This window comes from Streptomyces sp. Y1 (assembly GCF_041053115.1).
GTDB lineage: Bacteria > Actinomycetota > Actinomycetes > Streptomycetales > Streptomycetaceae > Kitasatospora > Kitasatospora rubellomurina.
The window spans coordinates 7,016,065-7,033,647 of the sequence record NZ_CP163445.1 but is presented as its reverse complement, the minus strand read 5'-3'; the positions used below and the strand labels follow the sequence as shown (position 1 = coordinate 7,033,647).

The window sequence follows — 17,583 nt, the reverse complement described above, 5'->3', positions numbered from 1 at the left end:
CGGAACTCCCCTGCCGGCCGGTGTCACTGACGAAGAAAGGTCCGTTCGATGCTGCCGAGGGTGCGGAAGGCGTCGAGGTCCACCTCGCTCGACTCGAGCATCCGGCCCCGCAGCTCCTCGACGTGGAGGACGAGCTCCACGAACTGCAGGGAGGTGATGACGCGGGTGTCGATGATGTCGGTCTCCGCGTCGAGTTCGGTCACGTCGGGGTTCCGCGCGAGGATCCAGTCGCGGACGTCCGTCCAGGTCGCTGCCATCGCGGCCGCCTCCTCCGGGTCAGCGGCTCGCACGGCCGGTCAGGTTGGCCGCGAACGCGTTGAACGCCGCGACCCGGTCGGCCACTTCACCGAGCAGCGCGAGGTCCCCCGGGCTGAACGGGCCCCGGCGGTGGGACGCGCCGCGCACCGCGACGAGGTGCCCGCCCGGCACTCCCCGGAACTCCAGCCGCAGGACCGCCGCGGAGTCGACCTGCAGCTCCGCCAGCCGCGCCAGCAGCTGCGGATCGGACTGGCCGACAAGGCTCTCGTGGCTGCTGGCCACGAGCCGCGGTCCGCCGTCCCGCGCCGCCGCGCCGAGCAGTTCCCGCAGCGCGGGCGCGAACTGCTCGGGGCCGTGCTCGACGGGCTCGCCGTGCACGGCCGGCGCCTCCAGGAGGACGGCCGAGGCGAAGAAGGGGACGCAGGCCCTGGCCGCGGCCGGCACGACGTCCGCGAGCTCCGGGGTGTCCCGGACGGTGGCGCTGACGTGGGCGAGGAACCCCAGGGACTCCTCCGCGGTCTTGCGCCCCGCGATGTACCGCAGGGCGGTGGTCCAGTCCCCGGTGGGGTTTTCGGTGTTTCCGGACACGGTGCGACCTCGCATGCGTTGAGATGTGACTGGGTCGGCAGAATTCGAGCGAAAAATGCTCCGAATGAAAGGGCTTCGAGCCGAGAAGATTCGAGCGAAAGGGCTCCGGGCGAAACAGAACGTTCGCGATGCCGGGCATCCGCCGGGACGATTCCCGCGGGCAATTCCATTCAACGATACCCGTCGTTCCCGGCCGCAGCAAGTAGGAATTCGCGGTCAGCGGAACGTCACGTCGGGGTCCAGCAGGCAGAGTTGACCGTCGGCCAGGTGCAGGCGGTCGTTGCCGTAGTTCAGGGCGGCCGAGCGCAGGTCCCGCAGGGCCTTCTCCAGCCCGGTCGGCGAGTCCTTCAGGTAGCCGTGGCGCAGCCCGACCGCGTCGACCAGGTCGTCGACGGCGGCGTGGCACTCCTCGGCGGCCGTGATCTTCAGCGCGTTCAGCAGCAGTTGACTGCTCGGCGCGGACAGGTCGGCCTGCCGCTCGACCAGGTCCTGGGTGCGTCGGAGCAGGGCGTGGACGGTGTCGAGCCGCTGTCGGGCCCGGGACAGCCGGGTCAGCAGCAGTTCCGACCCGAGGTCGAAGCGCCCTCGGCCGGCCGGGTCGCGCAGCAGTCGCACGACCCGGGACATGGCCCCGCTCGCCGTGCCCAGCCACGCGGCGGACCACCCCAGGTGAGCCAGTGGCCCGAAGACGGACTGGGCGATCCGGTGGAACGCGCCGTGTTCGCCGATCACCTGGTCCCCGGGGACGTCGCCGGTCAGCTTCATCGGGAGGCTCTGGCTGGCGCGCATGCCCATCGGGTCCCAGCGGCCGGAGGCCGTCACCGTGAGCTGGGCGCGGTCCGCGTAGACCAACGAGACCTGGTGGTCGGCGGTGGCGTGCGGGCTGCGCATGGTGATCAGGAAGCCGTCCGCATGGGTCCCCCCGGTCACGATCGGCGCGGTGCGGTCGATCTCCAGCCGCTCGCCGCTCTCGCGCAGCGGGGCGTAGGACTTGAAGAGGTGGCCGCCCTTGCCGGTCTCGGTGGTGACCGAGGCCAGGTAGAGCTCGCCGGCGGCCAGGCGGGCCATCAGTTTCTCCCGCAGCGGCGGGCGCGCGTACCGCACGAGGGCCTCCGACTGCTGGCAGTGCATCGCGAAGATCATCGCCAGCGACATGTCGGTGCGGCCCAGGGCGAGGGTGACGTCGACCAGGTCGGCGAGGGTGCCGCCGAGGCCGCCGTCCGCCGTGGGCACGAGCAGGCCGAGCAGGCCGGTGCGGCGCAGCTCCGCCAGGGCGTGCTCCGGGAAGAGCGCTTCCCGCTCGGTGCGTGCCAGGTGCTCCTCGGCGACCCGGGTGACGGCCCGGACGCGGTCCGCCAGATCCGTCGAGTCCCCGCCGGGGCCGTTCGTCTCGTCCGTGCTCACTGCGACTCCTTTCGAGGGGTGGCGTCGGCCGCCCGGAGCGCCTGGTGGTCGATCTTTCCGTTGCGGGTCAGCGGCAGGGCGTCCCACGCGCGCCAGCGCCTCGGCACCATCGCCGCCGGCAGGGCCGCGCTCAGGGCCTGGTGGAGTTCGTCCGACGGCACCGGGGCGCGCAGGCTGTAGTGGGCGACGAGTTCGCCGCGGTCGCCCTCCCCGGCGACCACGACGGCGCACCGCTCGACGCCCGGGTGGCGGCTCAGGACGGCTTCGATCTCGTCGAGTTCCATCCGCACTCCGGCGACCTTCACCTGGCGGTCGCTGCGGCCGAAGTAGTGCACCACCCCGGCGTCGAAGGCCGCGAGGTCGCCGGTGCGGTAGAGCCGTCCGGTCGGGGAGTCCGGGTCGAAGGGGTCGCGGAAGAAGGCCCGGTCGGTGGTCTCGGGCGCGTTGAGGTAGCCGAGGCCGACGCAGGTGCCGCCGACGAACAGCTCGCCGGTCTCGCCGGGTTCGCCGGCCCGCCAGGTGCCGTCCTCGCCCCGCACCAGCAGGTAGAGGGTGGTCCCGAGGACGGGGGTGCCGACCGGGATCCGGTCCCGCGCCAGGTCGGCGGCGGTCACCGTGTGGTGGGTGATGTCGTCGGAGCACTCGGTGGGGCCGTAGGCGTTGACGACGGACACCCCGGGGAGGGCGTCGAGCACCCGGGCGGCGAGCGAGGGGTGCAGCTCCTCGCCGGTGGACAGCAGGTGGCGCAGCGTCCCGAGGCATCCGTTGTCGAGCCGCCTGGCCTCGTCGACCAGCCAGCCGACCATGGTGGGCACCAGCTCGACCACGGTCACGCCCGCGGCGTCGAGCGTGCCGATGAGCGAGCGCGGGAAGCGCAGGGCGGCGTCCGGGACGACCACGACGCGCCCGCCGACGAGGAACGGGCAGAGCATCTGCCAGATCGAGATGTCGAACACCAGCGGGGCGGTGAAGGCGACCGCGTCCCGGGGGCCCAGCGCGAGGTCGTGGACCTTGGCCCGGAGGTGGTTGAGCATCCCCCGGTGCTCGACGGTGGCCCCCTTGGGGCGGCCGGTGGTGCCGGAGGTGAAGATGGTGTACCGGGTCTCCGCCGACCGGTCGCCGCCGTCCCGTTCCGGGAGCGTGTCGGCCCGGAGCTCGACTGGCAGGTCGACGACGGGGATCCGCTCCGCCACCGCGGACGAGCGGGCCGCGTGGGCGGTGTCGCGGGCGCCGGTGTAGTCGAGGAGCAGGGCCGCGCGGCTCTGGCCGAGGACGTCGCGGACCCGGACGGCCGGCCAGCCCGGGTCGACGGGCAGGTAGGAGGCGCCGAGCGCCTCCAGCGCCAGGAGGACGACCGGCGTCCGGGCACTGCGGGGCCCGACCGCGGCGACGACGGCGCCCGGCCGCACGCCGTGCGCGCGCAGCACCTCGCGGGTGGCGGCGACCTGTTCGAGGAGCTCGCGGTAGCCGATCGTGCGGTCGCCCTCGACGACGGCGGGGCGCCGCGGGTCCGCCTCGGCGTACCGGACGACGTGGTCGAGGACGGCCGTCCGGGTGTCCTCCTGCCGGCTGTTGCGCAGGGCCAGGCCGGCGGCCCGGGCCACCGCGCCGGGGGCCAGGGGGAGTTCGGCCCACACCCGGGCGGGGACGGCCGTTCGCTGGTCGGTCGTCATCGGGGGCCGGCCTCCGTCGTCGGGGCGGTGTGGCGGTCCAGGTCGTGGAAGAAGCCGTCCACGACGACGAGTTCGCCGGCGTCGCGGGCCCGGGTGAACACCCGCTCGCCGACCGCGAGGTCGAGGACGCCCAGCCCGAAGGGCGAGAAGACGACGGTGCGGTCGCCGGGCACCGCGACCCGGCCGGTGAGCACGTCGGCCAGCGTGCCGGCGAGGAAGTCCCGGTTGCCGGTGCGCTGTTCCACCAGGTGCACCGAGGTGTTCGCCTTGAGGACGTGCTCGACGTCGTCGACGACGTTGACGCTGTCCAGGACGACGTCGGCGCCGAGGTCCCGCAGGGACACGTGCAGGACCAGCGGGTGGTGGGCGAACCAGGACGGGTCGTCCAGGTGCGGGGTCGCCGCGGTGGTGGCGAGGACGACCACGTCGCTGGCGCGGATCAGCTCCTCGGCGGTCCCGTGGACACGGACCGAGCCCGCGCCGCCGACCGTCCGCAGGTGCTGCGCGAACGCGCCGGCGTAGTCCGCCGACAGGTCGTGGACGCCGAGCTCCTCGGGCTTCCAGTCGAGCGCGGCGAGGTACTGGTGGATGTACCGGGCGATCAGCCCGGTGCCGATGAAGCCGACGCTGCGCGGCCGGGGGCGGTCGGCGGTGAGCGCGCGGGCGGCCACCGCCGCGGACGCGGCCGTGCGGACCGCGCTGATGATGGAGCTCTCCAGGCAGGCGTACGGGTAGCCGGTCACCGGGTCGTTGAGGATCAGGGCGGCGGAGGCGCGGGGCAGGCCGCGCTCCAGGTTCTCGGGGAAGCTGGAGATCCACTTGATGCCGTCGACGGGCCGCTCGCCGCCGACCGAGGCCGGCAGGGCGATGATGCGGGCGGTGGGCCGGTCCGCGAAGCGCAGGAAGTACGAGGGCGGGTTGACGGTCCGCTCCTCGCCGTGCAGCAGGTACGTCCGCTCGACGAGGTCGATCAGTTCGTGCTGCCGGCCGTCCAGCATCCGGTGCACCGTGCGGCCGGGGATCACGGCGAAGCTCGGCTTCTCGGGCTGAAGGTGCGCAGGCGGGTTCGCAGGCGGGTTCACAGGCTCTCCAGGAGTTGGTCGAAGTCGGCCCGTCCGTAGTGGTCGGTGACCCAGGTGTCGTCGTAGATGGTGGTGAGGTAGCGCTCCCCCAGGTCGGGGGCGATCGCGACGGCGGTGTCCACCGAGGCGCCGTGCTGGGCGAGCCACTGCGCGGCGGCACAGGTCACGGTCCCCGAGGAGCCGCCCAGGAGGATGCCGCGGCCGGCGAGTTGGCGGCAGGTGCGGATGGTGTCGATCTCGTGGACGCGGATCACCTCGTCCACGAGGCCCGCGGTGAGCTCGGGGGCGATCAGCGGCATCGGGGCGCCGGCGCCGAGCCCGGGGATGTGCCGCTTCCCCGGCTCCCCGGCGAAGTTGACCGAGCCGACGCTGTCGACGGCGACGATGCGCACGCCGGGCCGGTGCTCCCGGAAGTAGCGGGCGCAGCCCATCAGGGTGCCCCCGGTGCCGACGCCGACGAACAGCGTGTCGAGCTCCGGGAAGTCCTTGGCGATCACGGCGGCGGTGCTCTCGTAGTGGGAGACCCAGTTGGCCGGGTTCTCGTACTGGTTGAGCCAGACGTAGGACGGGTCCTCGGCGCACCGCTCGCGCACGTGGGCGCGGCGCGCGCCGAGGAAGCCGTCGACCGGGTCGGGTTCGTCGAGGACGACGACCTCGGCGCCCAGGGCGCGCATCAGGGTGACCGTCGCCGGGTTGCAGTTGACGTCGGTGACGCAGACGAACCGCAGCCCGCGCGAGGCGGCGATCACCGACAGCGCGACCCCGAGGTTGCCGGAGGAGGACTCGATGAGGACGGAGTCCGGCCCCAGGACTCCGTCCTGCTGGGCCGCGGAGACCATCCGGGCGGCGGGCTGCATCTTGATCGAGCCCGCGAGGTTGAACCCCTCGCACTTGAGGACCAGGGGGATGCCGAGACTGCTGCGCAGGTCGATGTAGACATCGCTCTCGACGGGTTCATGGGCGGCGGTGATCACGGCCATGCTTGATCCTTCCCTTCGTCCGTGGCGGCATGGTCGGCTCACGGACGGATCGTCATGCGGGACCGCTCCCTCGGAGCCGGCTGTGACGGTTCCCGCGCCGCGCGGTCGCGGCGCAGGTAGACGGTGCGGACCACGGCCACGCACAGGGCGTAGTAGCCGAGGAACGCGACGAAGGCGAGCACGCCGCTGCCCGAGGGGCTGTCGTAGGCGGCGCGGAAGACCAGGTTGACGGCCACTCCACCGAGGGCGCCGATCGCTCCCGCGATGCCGAGCACCGCACCGCTGAGGCGCCGCGACCGCTCGAACTCGGCCCGGGCGTCCTCGCCCGCGGCCACCGCGGCCTCGGCCTGCGCGGCGAAGACCGCGGGGATCATCTTGTACGTGGAGCCGTTGCCGAGGCCGCTCAGCACGAAGAGCGCGGTGAAGCCGGCGACGAACAGCGGGAACGACTTGGTGTGGGAGGCGAGGATCAGCTCGCCGGCGCCCGCCGCCATCCCGAGGAAGGTCAGCAGGGTGACCCGCGCACCGCCCCACCGGTCGGCCAGCCGGCCGCCGACCGGCCGGGACAGCGAGCCCAACAGCGGCCCCAGGAAGGTGAATTCGGCCGCCTGCAGCGAGGTCGAGCCGAACTGGGTCTTCAACACCAGGCCGAACGCGAAGCCGTAGCCGATGAAGGAGCCGAACGTGCCGATGTACAGCAGGGAGATCCACCAGGTGTGCGGCTGCCGGACGGCCTCGCGCTGCGCCCCGGGCGCGGCGCGCACGACGTCGACGTTGTCCATCCGCAGGGCGGCGAGCACCGCGACCAGCGCGATCAGCGGGAGGTAGGCGGCGGCGACGTAGGCGGGGTGGGTGTCGCCGACGGTGGCGATCACGAGGAGGCCGAGGAGCTGGACGACCGCGACGCCGAGGTTGCCGCCGCCGGCGTTCAGGCCCAGCGCCCAGCCCTGGTGGCGCTGCGGGAAGAAGGCGGTGATGTTCGTCATCGAGGAGGCGAAGTTCCCGCCCCCGACCCCCGCCGTCGCGGCGATCAGCAGGAACACCCACAGCGGCGTCCCGGGCCGCTGGACGAAGACGACGGCGAGCACGGTCGGCACGAGGAGCGCGACGGAGGCGAACACCGTCCAGTTGCGCCCGCCGAAGCGGGTCACCGCGTAGCTGTACGGCAGCCGTAGCAGGGCTCCGACCAGCGTGGGCGTGATCACGAGGAGGAACTTCTCCCCCGCGGTGAAGCCCAGTCCGATGGCGGGGGACATGAACAGCACCAGCACCGACCACATGCTCCAGACGGAGAAGCCGATGTGTTCGGACAGCACCGACAGCCAGAGGTTGCGGTGGGCGATGCGCCGGCCGGAGCTCTCCCAGCGGTCCTCGTCCTCCGGGTCCCAGCCCTCGATCCACCGTCCTCGGTCGGGATGTTTGCTCGGCATGGCGGTCCGTTCTCCTGTCTCGGCGGAAGTGGTCCGGTGCGAGGTGACGGCTGCTCACGTGCTTCAGGCGGTAGGACGCCTGCAGCATAGATAGACCGAACAGCGTTCCACAATGGGGAACATGAGGAATACATCAGGTCCCCCGGAGCACACCTGGAACCACCCTCCGCCCCAGCCGCCCCTTGGACCTGTCGTGACCTTGACGTAACCAGGGCCATGAGTTTGGATGATGATCGACCATCACTTCAGACCTCTCATCACGCCCCCCGACACGTGAGATCTTCACTCTTCAGGACATCCTGTTCGGATTCGGTTCGCTCGTCGCATCAGGAGAGAGTCGGTGAATGTCGCACTCGTTCGCTGCTGGATTACCGGCATCAGCGTGACCCTCGAAGAACACCGTGACCGTCTGACGGAACTCGATTCAGTCATCGGAGACGGGGACCACGGAGTCAACCTGGTCCGCGGCTTCGCCCGGGCCGCCCTCGAACTCGGAGCGGCACCCCGCTCGGACGAAACCGTCGGCGGCCTGCTGGACTTCACCGGCGGGGTGCTGATCTCCACCGTCGGAGGCGCCGCCGGCCCCCTCTACGGCAGCGCGTTCCGGGCCATGGGCACGGCGCTCGGCGACACCGCCGAGACCGACGAGGCCCGCTTCGCCGAGGCGCTCCAGGCCGGGCTCGACGTGCTCCAGGAACTGGGGGCCGCGGATCCCGGGGACAAGACCATGGTCGACGCCTACGCCCCGGCCGTCGCCGCGTTCCGGGACACCGTCCTCGCCCACGGGGGCTTCCTCGCGGCCGCCAGGGCCGCCGCCGAGGCCGCGGAGACCGCCCTGGACACCACCATCACGCTGCGGGCCCGGAAGGGCCGGGCCTCCTACCTGGGGTTGCGCACCATCGGGCACCAGGACCCGGGCGCCGCCTCGACCACGCTCGTCTTCCGCGCCCTCGCCGACACCATCGGCTCCGGGCGCCCCGGTCACCTGCCGGGCGAGTGACGCGACCGGCCCGCCCCGGGCCCGTGCCGCGACACACCGAAGCGGTGCCACCCACGCCCCGGAGACCCGGGGACGGGTGACACCGCTTCAGCGCGCGTCACGCGCGCACGTCAGTCGCGCACGTCAGTCGCTCACGTCAGTCGGACAGGCCGACGAGCTCCTTCGCCCGGGCCCGGGCCCAGCGGTCCGCCTCGGCGATCGCCTCCAGCGTCATCGCCTCGTTCGGCACCCGGTCGTGCTCCCCGACGATCTTGCCGAGCGTGTCCACGATGCCGAGGAAGGGCAGCCGGCCCGCGACGAAGGCCGCCACCAGCTCCTCGTTGGCGGCGTTGAACACGGCGGGCACGGTGCCGCCGGCCTCGCCGACCTCGTAGGCGAGCTGGACGCCCGGGAACGCGTCGCCGTCCACCGGGAAGAACTCCCAGGTCGACGCCTTGGTCCAGTCGCAGGAGGGCGCCGCGTCCGGCACCCGGTCCGGCCAGCCGAGCCCGAGGGACAGCGGCAGCCGGATGTCCGGCGGACTCACCTGCGCCAGGGTGGACCCGTCCGTGAACTCGACCATCGAGTGGACCATCACCTGCGGGTGGACCACGACCTCGATGCGGCTGAACGGGATGTCGAAGAGCAGGTGCGCCTCGATCACCTCCAGGCCCTTGTTCACCAGGTTCGCGCAGTTGATGGTGATGACCGGCCCCATGTTCCACACCGGGTGGGCCAGGGCCTGCTCCGGCGTGACGGCGGCCATCTCGGCCCGGCCGCGGCCGTGGAACGGGCCGCCGCTCGCGGTGACCACCAGCTTGCGGACGTCCTGCTCCTTGCCGCCCTGGAGGCACTGGAACAGCGCGGAGTGCTCGGAGTCGACCGGGAGGATCTGACCGGGTGCAGCCACCTTCTTGACCAGCGGCCCGCCGACGATCAGCGACTCCTTGTTCGCCAGGATGAGCCTGCTGCCCGACTTCAGCGCCGCGAGGGTCGGCTCCAGGCCGACCGAGCCGGTGATGCCGTTCAGCACCGAGTCGCACGGCAGGGCCGCGAGCTCGGTCGAGGCCTCCGGGCCGTGGAGCAGGTCCGGCAGCTTGAAGTCGCCCGACTTCAGGCCGCGCTTGGCGGCCTCGTCGCGCAGGGCGGCCCGGAAGTCCTCGACGGCGCCGCTGTCCGCCAGACCCACCTGCTCGACCTCGAGGTCGAGCGCCTGGGCGGCCAGCAGGGACAGGTTGCCGCCGCCGGCCGAGAGCGCCCGCACCCGGAACCGCGCGCGGTTGCGCTGGATGACGTCGATGGCCTGCGTTCCGATGGACCCCGTCGAGCCCAGGATGACGACGCTGCGAGGGTCGTTCGAGAGAGAAGTCACGATCGTCAGCGTATCGCGAATCCCGTGACGGCCCGTCACCCGGCCGACTCTCCCGGGTGATCGGCACCTTCCGCACACGACCGCGAGCAGCACCGCGAGGCCGGCCCGGGGCGCCCCGGGCCGGCCTCGCGCGGACTTCCGTCAGTGCGTCGGCTTCGCCGCCGCCTTCATGCCCCAGCGGTGGGTGGACAGCGAGGTGGGGAACTGCCGGCCGTTCTCCACGTTGATCCACAGCCGCAGGAGGTGGCGGGAGCTGTCGGTGCTGCCGTCCTCCTCGTCGCTGTACGCGCCGCGCCGGTGCACGGTGACGTTGTCGTCCACGAGCTGCATGTCGCCGGGCTCCAGGCGCATCGAGACGTGGTTCTCCGGCCGGGAGGCGATCTCCTCGAAGGTGTCGAGGGCGAGCTTCTCCACCTCCGGCTGCTCGAAGCCGAGCTTCGCCGTGCCGGAGTCGGCGAAGTTGCGCAGGAAGTAGCGGCAGCTCAACTGGCCGTTGTGGTAGCCGAAGATGGCGTTGCGGTAGGCCGGCGGCTCACCGGGCGGCTCCTCGCCGCGGTAGTCGAAGAACACCCCGGCGTAGTACAGCCCGAGCAGTTCGGGGGCCTCCTGCAGCAGGGTGTTGTAGATGTGCATGGCGCTCGCCACGTGGAACTCGCCGCCGTGCTTGGCCTGCGTCAGGCACAGCAGCGCGGCGATGTCCGGGGCGTCGCTGTGCCAGGGCAGCGACTCGTTGGTCTGGTAGCCGCGGATGGTCTTGGAGTTCAGCCGGCCCTTGCCGTAGTCGCGGATCGACACGACCCGGTCGCCGTGCCCGTTCTGGGCCACCGCGGTGCCCAGGTGCAGGCCGACGACGCCCATCACCACCTGCGACTCGGCCACGGTCAGGCCCTCGGTGGGCACGCCCCTGAGCATGGCCAGGCCGAAGCCGTGCTCCAACTGCTCGACGCACTGCGCCACGAGCTTCCCGGCCCGCTCCAGCGGGACGGCCTTGCGGTCGAGGTCCCAGACCGTCAGGCCCTGCTCGTTGATCCGCTCGGCGGCCTCCAGGATCTCGGCCCGCATCCCCTCGTCGAGGACGTAGGTCCACTGCGAGGCGTCCTCGACCTGCGCACGCTGCCAGACGCTGCGGCCGGTGACGGGCTTCTTCAGAATCTCAACCACGAACTGTCCTTCCTGAGTGCGATTCGTTCATTCCCTGCTGCTGCGCCCCGCCGGGCTGCTCCTGTACCCCGCCGGGCTGCTGCCGCGCCGCGCCGAGCCCCAGCACCGCCAGGAGGCCGATGGCCGTACCGGACGTCACGGTGCGTCCGGAGCGCAGGAGTTCGGCGGCCTCGTCGAGCGGCATCCACCGCGTCTCCTGCGCCTCGGTGCACTCGGTCGGCCCGCCGACCAGGTCCGCGCCGTCCGCCAGGTAGATGTGGTGCGGGCTGTCGACCATGCCCGCCATCGGCTGGTAGGTGAGGAGGTGGCGGACGTTCCTGGGGCGGTAGCCGGTCTCCTCCTCCGCCTCGCGGGCGGCCGTCACCGCCGGATCCTCCCGGTCGTCGACCAGGCCGCCGGGCAGCTCCCAGCCCCACAGGTCGGAGACGAAGCGGTGCCGGTACATCATCAGGATCCGCTGCCGCTCGTCCTGCACGACGATGATCGCCGCGCCCGGCGCCCGGACGAAGTGGTGCTCGACCGTCTCGCCGCCCGGCAGCTCGACGTCGGCCACCGACACGGTCAGGAAGCGGCTGTCGTGGACGACCCGCTCGCCCCGCCCCAGCCAGCGCACCTGCGCGCCGTCCTCAGCCGTCGGCACGGCCCGCCCCCTCGGTCGTCGCGGCGCCCCGCGGGCCGCCGACGATCTCGGCGACCGCGGCGACCACCGCCTCGTTCTCCGCGCGGCTGCGGCTGGAGACCCGCAGGTAGGCGTCCCCGTCCGGCATGGACTTCCCGGAGCACTCCTTGGTGAGGATCCGGAACCGGCGGAACAGCTCGTGGGCCAGCTCGGGCGCCCGGATCCCGCCGGTGAGCTCGACGAAGACGAAGTTCGCGTCCGGCGGCACCACCCGGATCCCGGGGAGCGCCGCCAGCCCCTCGGCCAGCGCGAGCGTGTTCTGCCGCATCTGCCGGCAGCTGTCCGCGAAGGCCCGGCGGAAGTGCGGCAGCACCCGCAGGAACTCCTCCGCGAACCCGTTGATGTCCCAGATCGGCAGCTCCGCCCGCAGGGTCCGGGCGAGCTCGGTGTCCGCGGTGGCCGCGTACCCCAGCCGGATCCCGCCGACGCCGTAGACCTTGCTGATGCTCTTGAGCAGCAGCACGTTGCGGTGCCGGTCCAGGAACGGGCCGATCGAGGCGATCGGCGCGGGCGCGAAGTCGACGAAGGACTCGTCGATCACCAGCAGCACGTCGGGGCCCACCAGGTCGGCGAGCCGGCGCAGATCGGCCAGCGGGACGCCGACCGAGGTCGGGTTGTTGGGGCTCACCACGACCGCCGTGTCGACCCCGCTGCGCCGGACGAAGGCGGCGTAGTCCTCCACCGGGAGCCGGAAGTCGGGCGCGTCGAGCTGGTACCGGTGCACCCGTTCGGCGCCGACGACGTTCTCGTACTCGTTGAAGCCGGGGACCGGGACGGTCCAGTTCCCGCGCAGGCGGGCCAGGATCTTGATGATCTCCGAGCTCCCGTTGGCCAGCACGACCTCCTCCGGCCGCCGGGCGGCGATGGTCGCGGCCAGCTCGGTGAGCGGCGCGTGGGCCGAGGGGTAGTTGCGCAGCACCGCGTCGAAGTCCGAGCGCAGGATCTCCATCATCTCGGCGGGCGGGAAGTGCACGTTGTAGAGCAGGGCGTGGTCCGTCACCCCGTAGCGCCAGTAGCCGCCGTGCAGCGACTCCAGGATCCGCTGCTGCTCGCGCGGCGGGCTGAACCGGAAGTCGGCCTGGCGCTGGTCGCCCGGGTCGTCCACCTCGTACCAGGCGAGGTCGCTGATGTCGGCGACCCGCCAGGCGTGGCCCCCGGCGGCCAGGCCGTCGCTGACGGCGTAGTCGTAGTAGCCCTGGCCGGCCAACCGCCGGTCGAGCTCCTCCAGGGCGGGCAGGAACCGCTCCCGCAGGAAGGCCTCGCGCAGCAGGTAGAGGTTGGCCGTCTTGAGCGCGCCGGGGTGGTCGAACGCCCCGGCCTGCCGGCGGTCGTCGACGTAGTCGGTGAGCACGCCGTCCGCGTCGGCCCGGACCACGGTGCCGGCGAGCGGCCGCAGCGGTCGGCTCGCCGCCACCGCGCTGGCCTCCGGGGCGGCCGCCAGCCGCTCCAGCACGGCCGGCTCGAACACCACGTCGCCCTCCAGCAGGAAGACGTCCTGGTCGAGGAACTCGCGGGCCAGCCGGACCGATCGGAGGTTGTTGGTCGTCGAGGGGTCCGGGTTGACCACGTAGTGGATCTTCATTCCGGCGTACTCGCCGCCCGCGAGCTCCCGTACGGCCTCCCGCAGGTGGCCCACGACGAGGACCACCTCCTGGACGCCGACGCCGGCCAGGTGGCCGAGGGTGTGGGCCAGGATCGGCCGGCCGGCCACCGGGGTGAGCGGCTTGGGCCGCCGGGAGGAGGGCTCCCCCAGCCGCGACCCGAGTCCCGCCGCCAGCACGACGGCCCTGACCGGCACCGCGTCCGGCGTGGCGAAGGTCCGGTTCTCGTTCAACGCCCCTCCTCCGTACGATCGTTGGCGAGCAGGGCGCGGAGGATCACGGCGCCGATGTCGTGCTGGTACACCCAGACGCCGTCGAGGCGCCCCCGGTACCCCGGCTCGCCGCCGGTCTCCTCCGACGGGACGAGCCCGGCGCCCAGTCCGTACATCACCAGCCGTTCGGCGCTGCCGCCCGCGGCCAGGCCGGGCAGGCCGTCCCGGCCGGTGTCCACCGCGCCGCGGGGGCGGGCCAGTTCGAGCTCCCGGCCGTCCGCGCCGAGCAGCCGGGGCAGCCGCGCGTCGTAGCCGAGCGCGGTGATGACCAGGTCCGCGTCGCCGACGGCCGCCTCCAGCGCCTCCGCCGTCCAGGGGCCGTCCAGGACGACCTGGCCGAAGCCGTCCGGCGCCTTCTCCGCGGCCAGGCCCATGACCTGCCGCGCCAGTTCCCGGGCCGGCCCGCGGAGTCCGCCGAACCGGTGCACCCGGCCGCTGGGCCCGCAGACGTCGGCCTCGTCCCAGCGGTAGCCCTCGGCCCGGGCCTCGGCCGCCGAGAAGTAGAAGATCGGCGGCAGCCGGCGCTCGACCACCGTGACCTCCACCGGCCCGGCGAACCAGCCCGCGCGGGCCAGCCGGGCCAGGTGGGCGGCGACCGCCCAGGCGCTGTGGGCGCCGCCGAGGACGGCGATGCTGCCGAGCGCGCGGTGCGGGGATGCGGCGTCGGGGTGCCAGGACGGGTCGGTGATGACCTCGCCGGAGGACAGCACCCGCAGCCCGGGCCGGCGCGCCACGAGGGCCGCCAGCGCGTCCGGGGCCAGCTCGGTCCGCTCGCGCCCGCCCATGGTCAGCAGGACCCGGTCGCCGGTGTGCGAGAGCTCGCCGTCCGGCCCGGAGAGCAGCACCGTCGCGCGCTCCGGCCCGGTCCTGACCTCGACCACCCGGTGCCCCAGAAGGGCGTCGCAGCGCGGGTGTCGGCGCAGGGCGTCGACGACCCGCTCGCCGACCAGGGTCAGGAAGGCGCCGACCACCGGCAGCGGCGGGTACTCGTCGGCCCAGCCCCTGAGCTCCCGGGCCTCGGCGCTGTCCGCCAGCCCGGCCAGCAGGCCGCTCCCGGCGGGGCCGTCCAGGCACTCCAGGAAGGCCGAGCCCAGCGAGTTGGCGCGGATCCCGTAGTGCGGGATGGAGCCCGATCCCGCTCGCCCGGTGGCCTCGACCAGCAGGACGCCCCGGTCGAGGAACTCCTCCAGCCGCCCCTGGACCGCGGCGGCCACCACCGCGGAGACGCCCGCGGGGCCACCGCCGCAGATGACGGTCGCGTAGTGGGTCATGCGCCCACCGCCCCGGCGAGGTCCCGGTGCGCCGTCATCCACTCGCAGGCCAGGTCGACGAAGGCGCGCTGGCCGTAGAGCACGGCAGCGGCCTCGCCGACCGTCCCCCGGGAGTGTCCCGGAGTACGGGTGAGGCAGCTCTCCCCCATGGTTTGGAAGTCCTCCTCGAAGTAGACGATGTCCTCCTGCTCGACCCAGCGCACCCGGTCGCCCTCCGGCACCGGGACCCGCCTGCGGTGGCTCCGCCGGCCGGGGTACGCGGTGCGGTACTCGGCGAGGTGGAAGGAGGTGTTGCTCTCGAAGCCGCAGCCCAGGAGCAGCACCTGGCCGTCGAGCCGGTAGACCTGCTCCAGCGGCGATCCCCTCCCCAGGCGCTCCGTCAGGCCGTGCTCGGCGACGACCTGTTCGGCGTGCGCGCCCCAGGCGGCGAAGGAGTTCTGCGGGTGGCCGCTGCGCACCGCGCCGGCCGCGCGGCGGAAGCACTCGGCGACCGCCCCCATGCCCCGGGTGGGCGTCAGGTCGGGGTCGAAGGGGGGCATCTGCTCCCGGATGACCGGCCACCAGTCCTCCGGCACCGGGGGGCGGCGCCAGGTGGACGGGTCCGACAGGTCGCCGGAGAACGTCGGCATGACCAGCGTGCCCTCCTTGCCGACGGCGTCCTGCAGGGCGAGCACGACGGCCTGGGCCCCTCCGCACACCCACCCGAGCGCGGACAGCGACGCGTGGACCAGCAGTACGCCGCCGGGGCGCACCCCCAGTGCGGCCAGGTCCGACGCCAGCCGGTCCCTGGTGACGAGCTCCCGGTCCTGACGGTCCGGCTCCAAGTCTTCCCTCCTCGCGTCGATGTGACGGATCATCCGATGTCCCGCAGGCGCTCGATGACGGCTTCGGCGTAGGCCGTGGTGGTCACGGCCCGCGCCGCCCGGTCGGGCGGCAGCAGGTCGAAGGTGACGGACCGGCCCTCCTCGAGCACGCTCCGCACGGCGGCCCGGATCCGGGCCGCCGTCGGTGCCTCGCCGAGGTGGTCCAGCAGCATGCAGCCGGACAGGATCAGGGCCGTGGGATTGAGCCGATTGCTTCCGGCGAATTCCGGGGCGGAACCGTGGGTCGCTTCGAACACGGCCGTCCGGTCACCGATATTGGCGCCCGGTGCCATCCCCAGTCCGCCGACCAGTGCGGCGGTGACGTCGGAGATCACGTCGCCGTACAGATTGGGCAGGACGAGGACGTCGCGGTCCGCCGGATCGCGGACCAGGGAATCGCAGAGAACGGTGACCGGAACGGTCGCCGTGACGATGTCCGGATACTCCGGGCCGAGTTCCCGGGCCGCCTCGAAGAAAAGCCCCTCGGTTCTCGGGTAACGATAGACGTCGGCCCCCACCTCGACCTTTCTCCGGCCGTTCTTCCGGGCGTGGTCGAGCGCGAAGGCGACGATCCGGCGGCTTCCGCCCGGAGTGATCGGCTTCAGCGAGAAGGCGATTCCCGGGTCGGCGTGACCGAATTCCGACAGGGTGGCCGAAACCGCCGCCGCCCCGTCCGAATCCGCCGGGTACTCCAGCCCGGAATAGACGTCCTCGGTGTTCTCCCGGACGACCACGACGTCGATGCCGGAATCGACCGCCCCGGCGCCCGGCCAGACCCGCACCGGCCGGACGCACGCGTACAGGTCGAGCTCCCGGCGGATCGTGATGTTCACCGACCGGTGGCCCACCCCGATCGGCGTCGTGGTCGGCCCCTTCAGGGCCACCCCGTTGCGCCGGATCGAGTCGAGCGTGCTCGCGGGCAGCAGCTCCCCCACCGACCGGAGCGCGCCCTGGCCGGCCGGCCGGACGTCCCAGTCGAGGTGGAAGCCCGCGGAGCCCGCCGCGGTGTCCAGTACCGTCCGGGCGGCGGCGACCAGCTCCGGGCCGCTGCCGTCTCCCGCGATCAGAGTGACTGTGTGTTTACGCATGGCTTCTCGTGTCTGCGGCGCCACACCGCTCGACGCCGTGGGTGGACGGCGCCGCACCTCTCGACGCCGTGGGTGGGCGGCGGCGGCTCAGCGCTGGAGCTCGAAGACCTCGGAGAGCTTCGCGACCTTCGGCTCGATCCGCAGGCTGGAGCGGTCGTGCGTGATCTGACGCAGGCTCTCGCGCATCGAGGTGATGGAGGCCCGCAGCGCCTGGTTGGCGTAGATCGCGAGCGAGAAGCCGGCCTCGTGGAGGTCGTCCGCGGTCACCGCGGGGTACGTGGTCGGGACGGCGACCAGCGGCACGTCCTTGCGCTGCCAGCTGCGGCCGAAGTCCAGGATCTCCAGGCCGTCCCGCGACTTGGAGTGGATCAGGATGGCGTCCGCGCCGGCCGCGACGTAGGCGTCGGCCCGCGCGATCGCGTCCTCCTTGACGCCGCCGGCGATGAAGGTCTCGATCCGCGCCACGACCACGAAGTCGTCGGTCTGCTGGGCCTTCTTGGCCGCCGCGAGCTTGGCGGCGAAGCCCTCGATCGTCTCCTGGTCCTGGGCCCCGTCACCGAGCGAGTTGCGCTTCGGGAAGACCTTGTCCTCGATGCAGACGCCGGCGATGCCGGCCCGCTCGTACCGCTCGACCATCCGGGCCACGTTGCGTTCGTCGCCGAACCCGGTGTCGCAGTCGGCCAGCACCGGGAGGTCGGTGCTGTCGTTCATGACCCTGGCCGCTTCCAGGAATTCCGTCATCGTCAGGATGCTGTCGTCCGGGACGGCGTGTGCGGCGGAAATTCCCAGACCGCTCGCCCACAGAACATCGAATCCCGCGTCCTGGGCTATTCGCGCGCTCAGACCGTCGTGCACACCGGCGGCGATCGACATTCCGCCGCG

At 72.7% G+C, this 17,583-nt stretch carries 16 protein-coding genes; 1 reads left to right on the top strand and 15 read right to left on the bottom strand.

Annotation, left to right across the window (positions count from 1 at the left end; translation table 11 throughout):
* Positions 1-23 precede the first annotated feature (23 nt).
* The 7 genes from AB2U05_RS30355 to AB2U05_RS30325 all read right to left on the bottom strand — a co-directional run bounded on the left by AB2U05_RS30355 (position 24) and on the right by AB2U05_RS30325 (position 7,415).
* Positions 24-257: a hypothetical protein gene (locus AB2U05_RS30355; protein WP_045700002.1), complete on the bottom strand. Its 234-nt coding sequence runs from the start codon at positions 255-257 to the stop codon at positions 24-26.
* 19 nt (positions 258-276) lie between these two features.
* On the bottom strand, positions 277-846 hold the full coding sequence (locus tag AB2U05_RS30350) for a hypothetical protein (RefSeq protein WP_369184849.1): 570 nt from the start codon (positions 844-846) through the stop codon (positions 277-279).
* 216 nt (positions 847-1,062) lie between these two features.
* Positions 1,063-2,250, bottom strand: a complete 1,188-nt coding sequence (locus AB2U05_RS30345; protein WP_369184848.1) for an acyl-CoA dehydrogenase family protein — start codon at positions 2,248-2,250, stop codon at positions 1,063-1,065.
* Positions 2,247-3,923 (bottom strand): amino acid adenylation domain-containing protein, encoded by a 1,677-nt coding sequence (locus tag AB2U05_RS30340; protein ID WP_369184847.1) that lies wholly within the window; start codon positions 3,921-3,923, stop codon positions 2,247-2,249. The genes AB2U05_RS30345 and AB2U05_RS30340 overlap by 4 nt, the downstream gene beginning before the upstream one ends.
* Positions 3,920-5,005, bottom strand: coding sequence for a 2,3-diaminopropionate biosynthesis protein SbnB (gene sbnB / locus AB2U05_RS30335; RefSeq protein ID WP_369184846.1), 1,086 nt, complete (start codon positions 5,003-5,005; stop codon positions 3,920-3,922). The genes AB2U05_RS30340 and sbnB overlap by 4 nt, the downstream gene beginning before the upstream one ends.
* Positions 5,002-5,985, bottom strand: a complete 984-nt coding sequence (gene sbnA, locus AB2U05_RS30330) for a 2,3-diaminopropionate biosynthesis protein SbnA (protein WP_045699998.1) — start codon at positions 5,983-5,985, stop codon at positions 5,002-5,004. The genes sbnB and sbnA overlap by 4 nt, the downstream gene beginning before the upstream one ends.
* Before the next feature lie 38 nt (positions 5,986-6,023).
* The gene (locus AB2U05_RS30325) at positions 6,024-7,415 is read right to left on the bottom strand and encodes a NarK/NasA family nitrate transporter (protein ID WP_045710772.1); all 1,392 of its coding nucleotides are present in this window, start codon (positions 7,413-7,415) and stop codon (positions 6,024-6,026) included.
* 340 nt (positions 7,416-7,755) lie between these two features.
* Between AB2U05_RS30325 and dhaL the strand changes: the two genes are divergently transcribed.
* Entirely contained in the window at positions 7,756-8,415 is a 660-nt protein-coding gene (gene dhaL / locus AB2U05_RS30320) for a dihydroxyacetone kinase subunit DhaL (protein ID WP_045710773.1), read from the top strand.
* A gap of 136 nt (positions 8,416-8,551) precedes the next feature.
* Here the strand turns inward: dhaL and dxr are convergent, their stop codons facing one another.
* The 8 genes from dxr to AB2U05_RS30280 form a co-directional block, all read right to left on the bottom strand.
* Positions 8,552-9,766 carry a 1-deoxy-D-xylulose-5-phosphate reductoisomerase gene (gene dxr / locus AB2U05_RS30315; RefSeq protein WP_045699995.1) on the bottom strand — a complete coding sequence of 405 codons (1,215 nt, stop codon included), beginning with the start codon at positions 9,764-9,766 and terminating at the stop codon, positions 8,552-8,554.
* A gap of 141 nt (positions 9,767-9,907) precedes the next feature.
* Positions 9,908-10,927, bottom strand: coding sequence for a TauD/TfdA family dioxygenase (locus tag AB2U05_RS30310; RefSeq protein ID WP_244178907.1), 1,020 nt, complete (start codon positions 10,925-10,927; stop codon positions 9,908-9,910).
* Positions 10,920-11,567: an NUDIX domain-containing protein gene (locus AB2U05_RS30305; protein WP_369184845.1), complete on the bottom strand. Its 648-nt coding sequence runs from the start codon at positions 11,565-11,567 to the stop codon at positions 10,920-10,922. The genes AB2U05_RS30310 and AB2U05_RS30305 overlap by 8 nt, the downstream gene beginning before the upstream one ends.
* Positions 11,554-13,440: an aminotransferase class I/II-fold pyridoxal phosphate-dependent enzyme gene (locus AB2U05_RS30300; protein WP_369184844.1), complete on the bottom strand. Its 1,887-nt coding sequence runs from the start codon at positions 13,438-13,440 to the stop codon at positions 11,554-11,556. The genes AB2U05_RS30305 and AB2U05_RS30300 overlap by 14 nt, the downstream gene beginning before the upstream one ends.
* Complete coding sequence (locus AB2U05_RS30295) at positions 13,437-14,750, bottom strand: FrbG (RefSeq protein WP_369184843.1); 1,314 nt, start codon at positions 14,748-14,750, stop codon at positions 13,437-13,439. The genes AB2U05_RS30300 and AB2U05_RS30295 overlap by 4 nt, the downstream gene beginning before the upstream one ends.
* Positions 14,747-15,574, bottom strand: coding sequence for an aminoglycoside N(3)-acetyltransferase (locus AB2U05_RS30290; protein WP_045710799.1), 828 nt, complete (start codon positions 15,572-15,574; stop codon positions 14,747-14,749). Before AB2U05_RS30290 ends, AB2U05_RS30295 begins: the two co-directional genes overlap by 4 nt.
* Before the next feature lie 29 nt (positions 15,575-15,603).
* Positions 15,604-16,701 carry an isocitrate/isopropylmalate dehydrogenase family protein gene (locus AB2U05_RS30285; RefSeq protein WP_369184842.1) on the bottom strand — a complete coding sequence of 366 codons (1,098 nt, stop codon included), beginning with the start codon at positions 16,699-16,701 and terminating at the stop codon, positions 15,604-15,606.
* An 87-nt stretch (positions 16,702-16,788) separates the two neighbouring features.
* Positions 16,789-17,574 (bottom strand): isocitrate lyase/phosphoenolpyruvate mutase family protein, encoded by a 786-nt coding sequence (locus AB2U05_RS30280; protein WP_244178910.1) that lies wholly within the window; start codon positions 17,572-17,574, stop codon positions 16,789-16,791.
* Between the last annotated feature and the right edge of the window lie 9 nt (positions 17,575-17,583).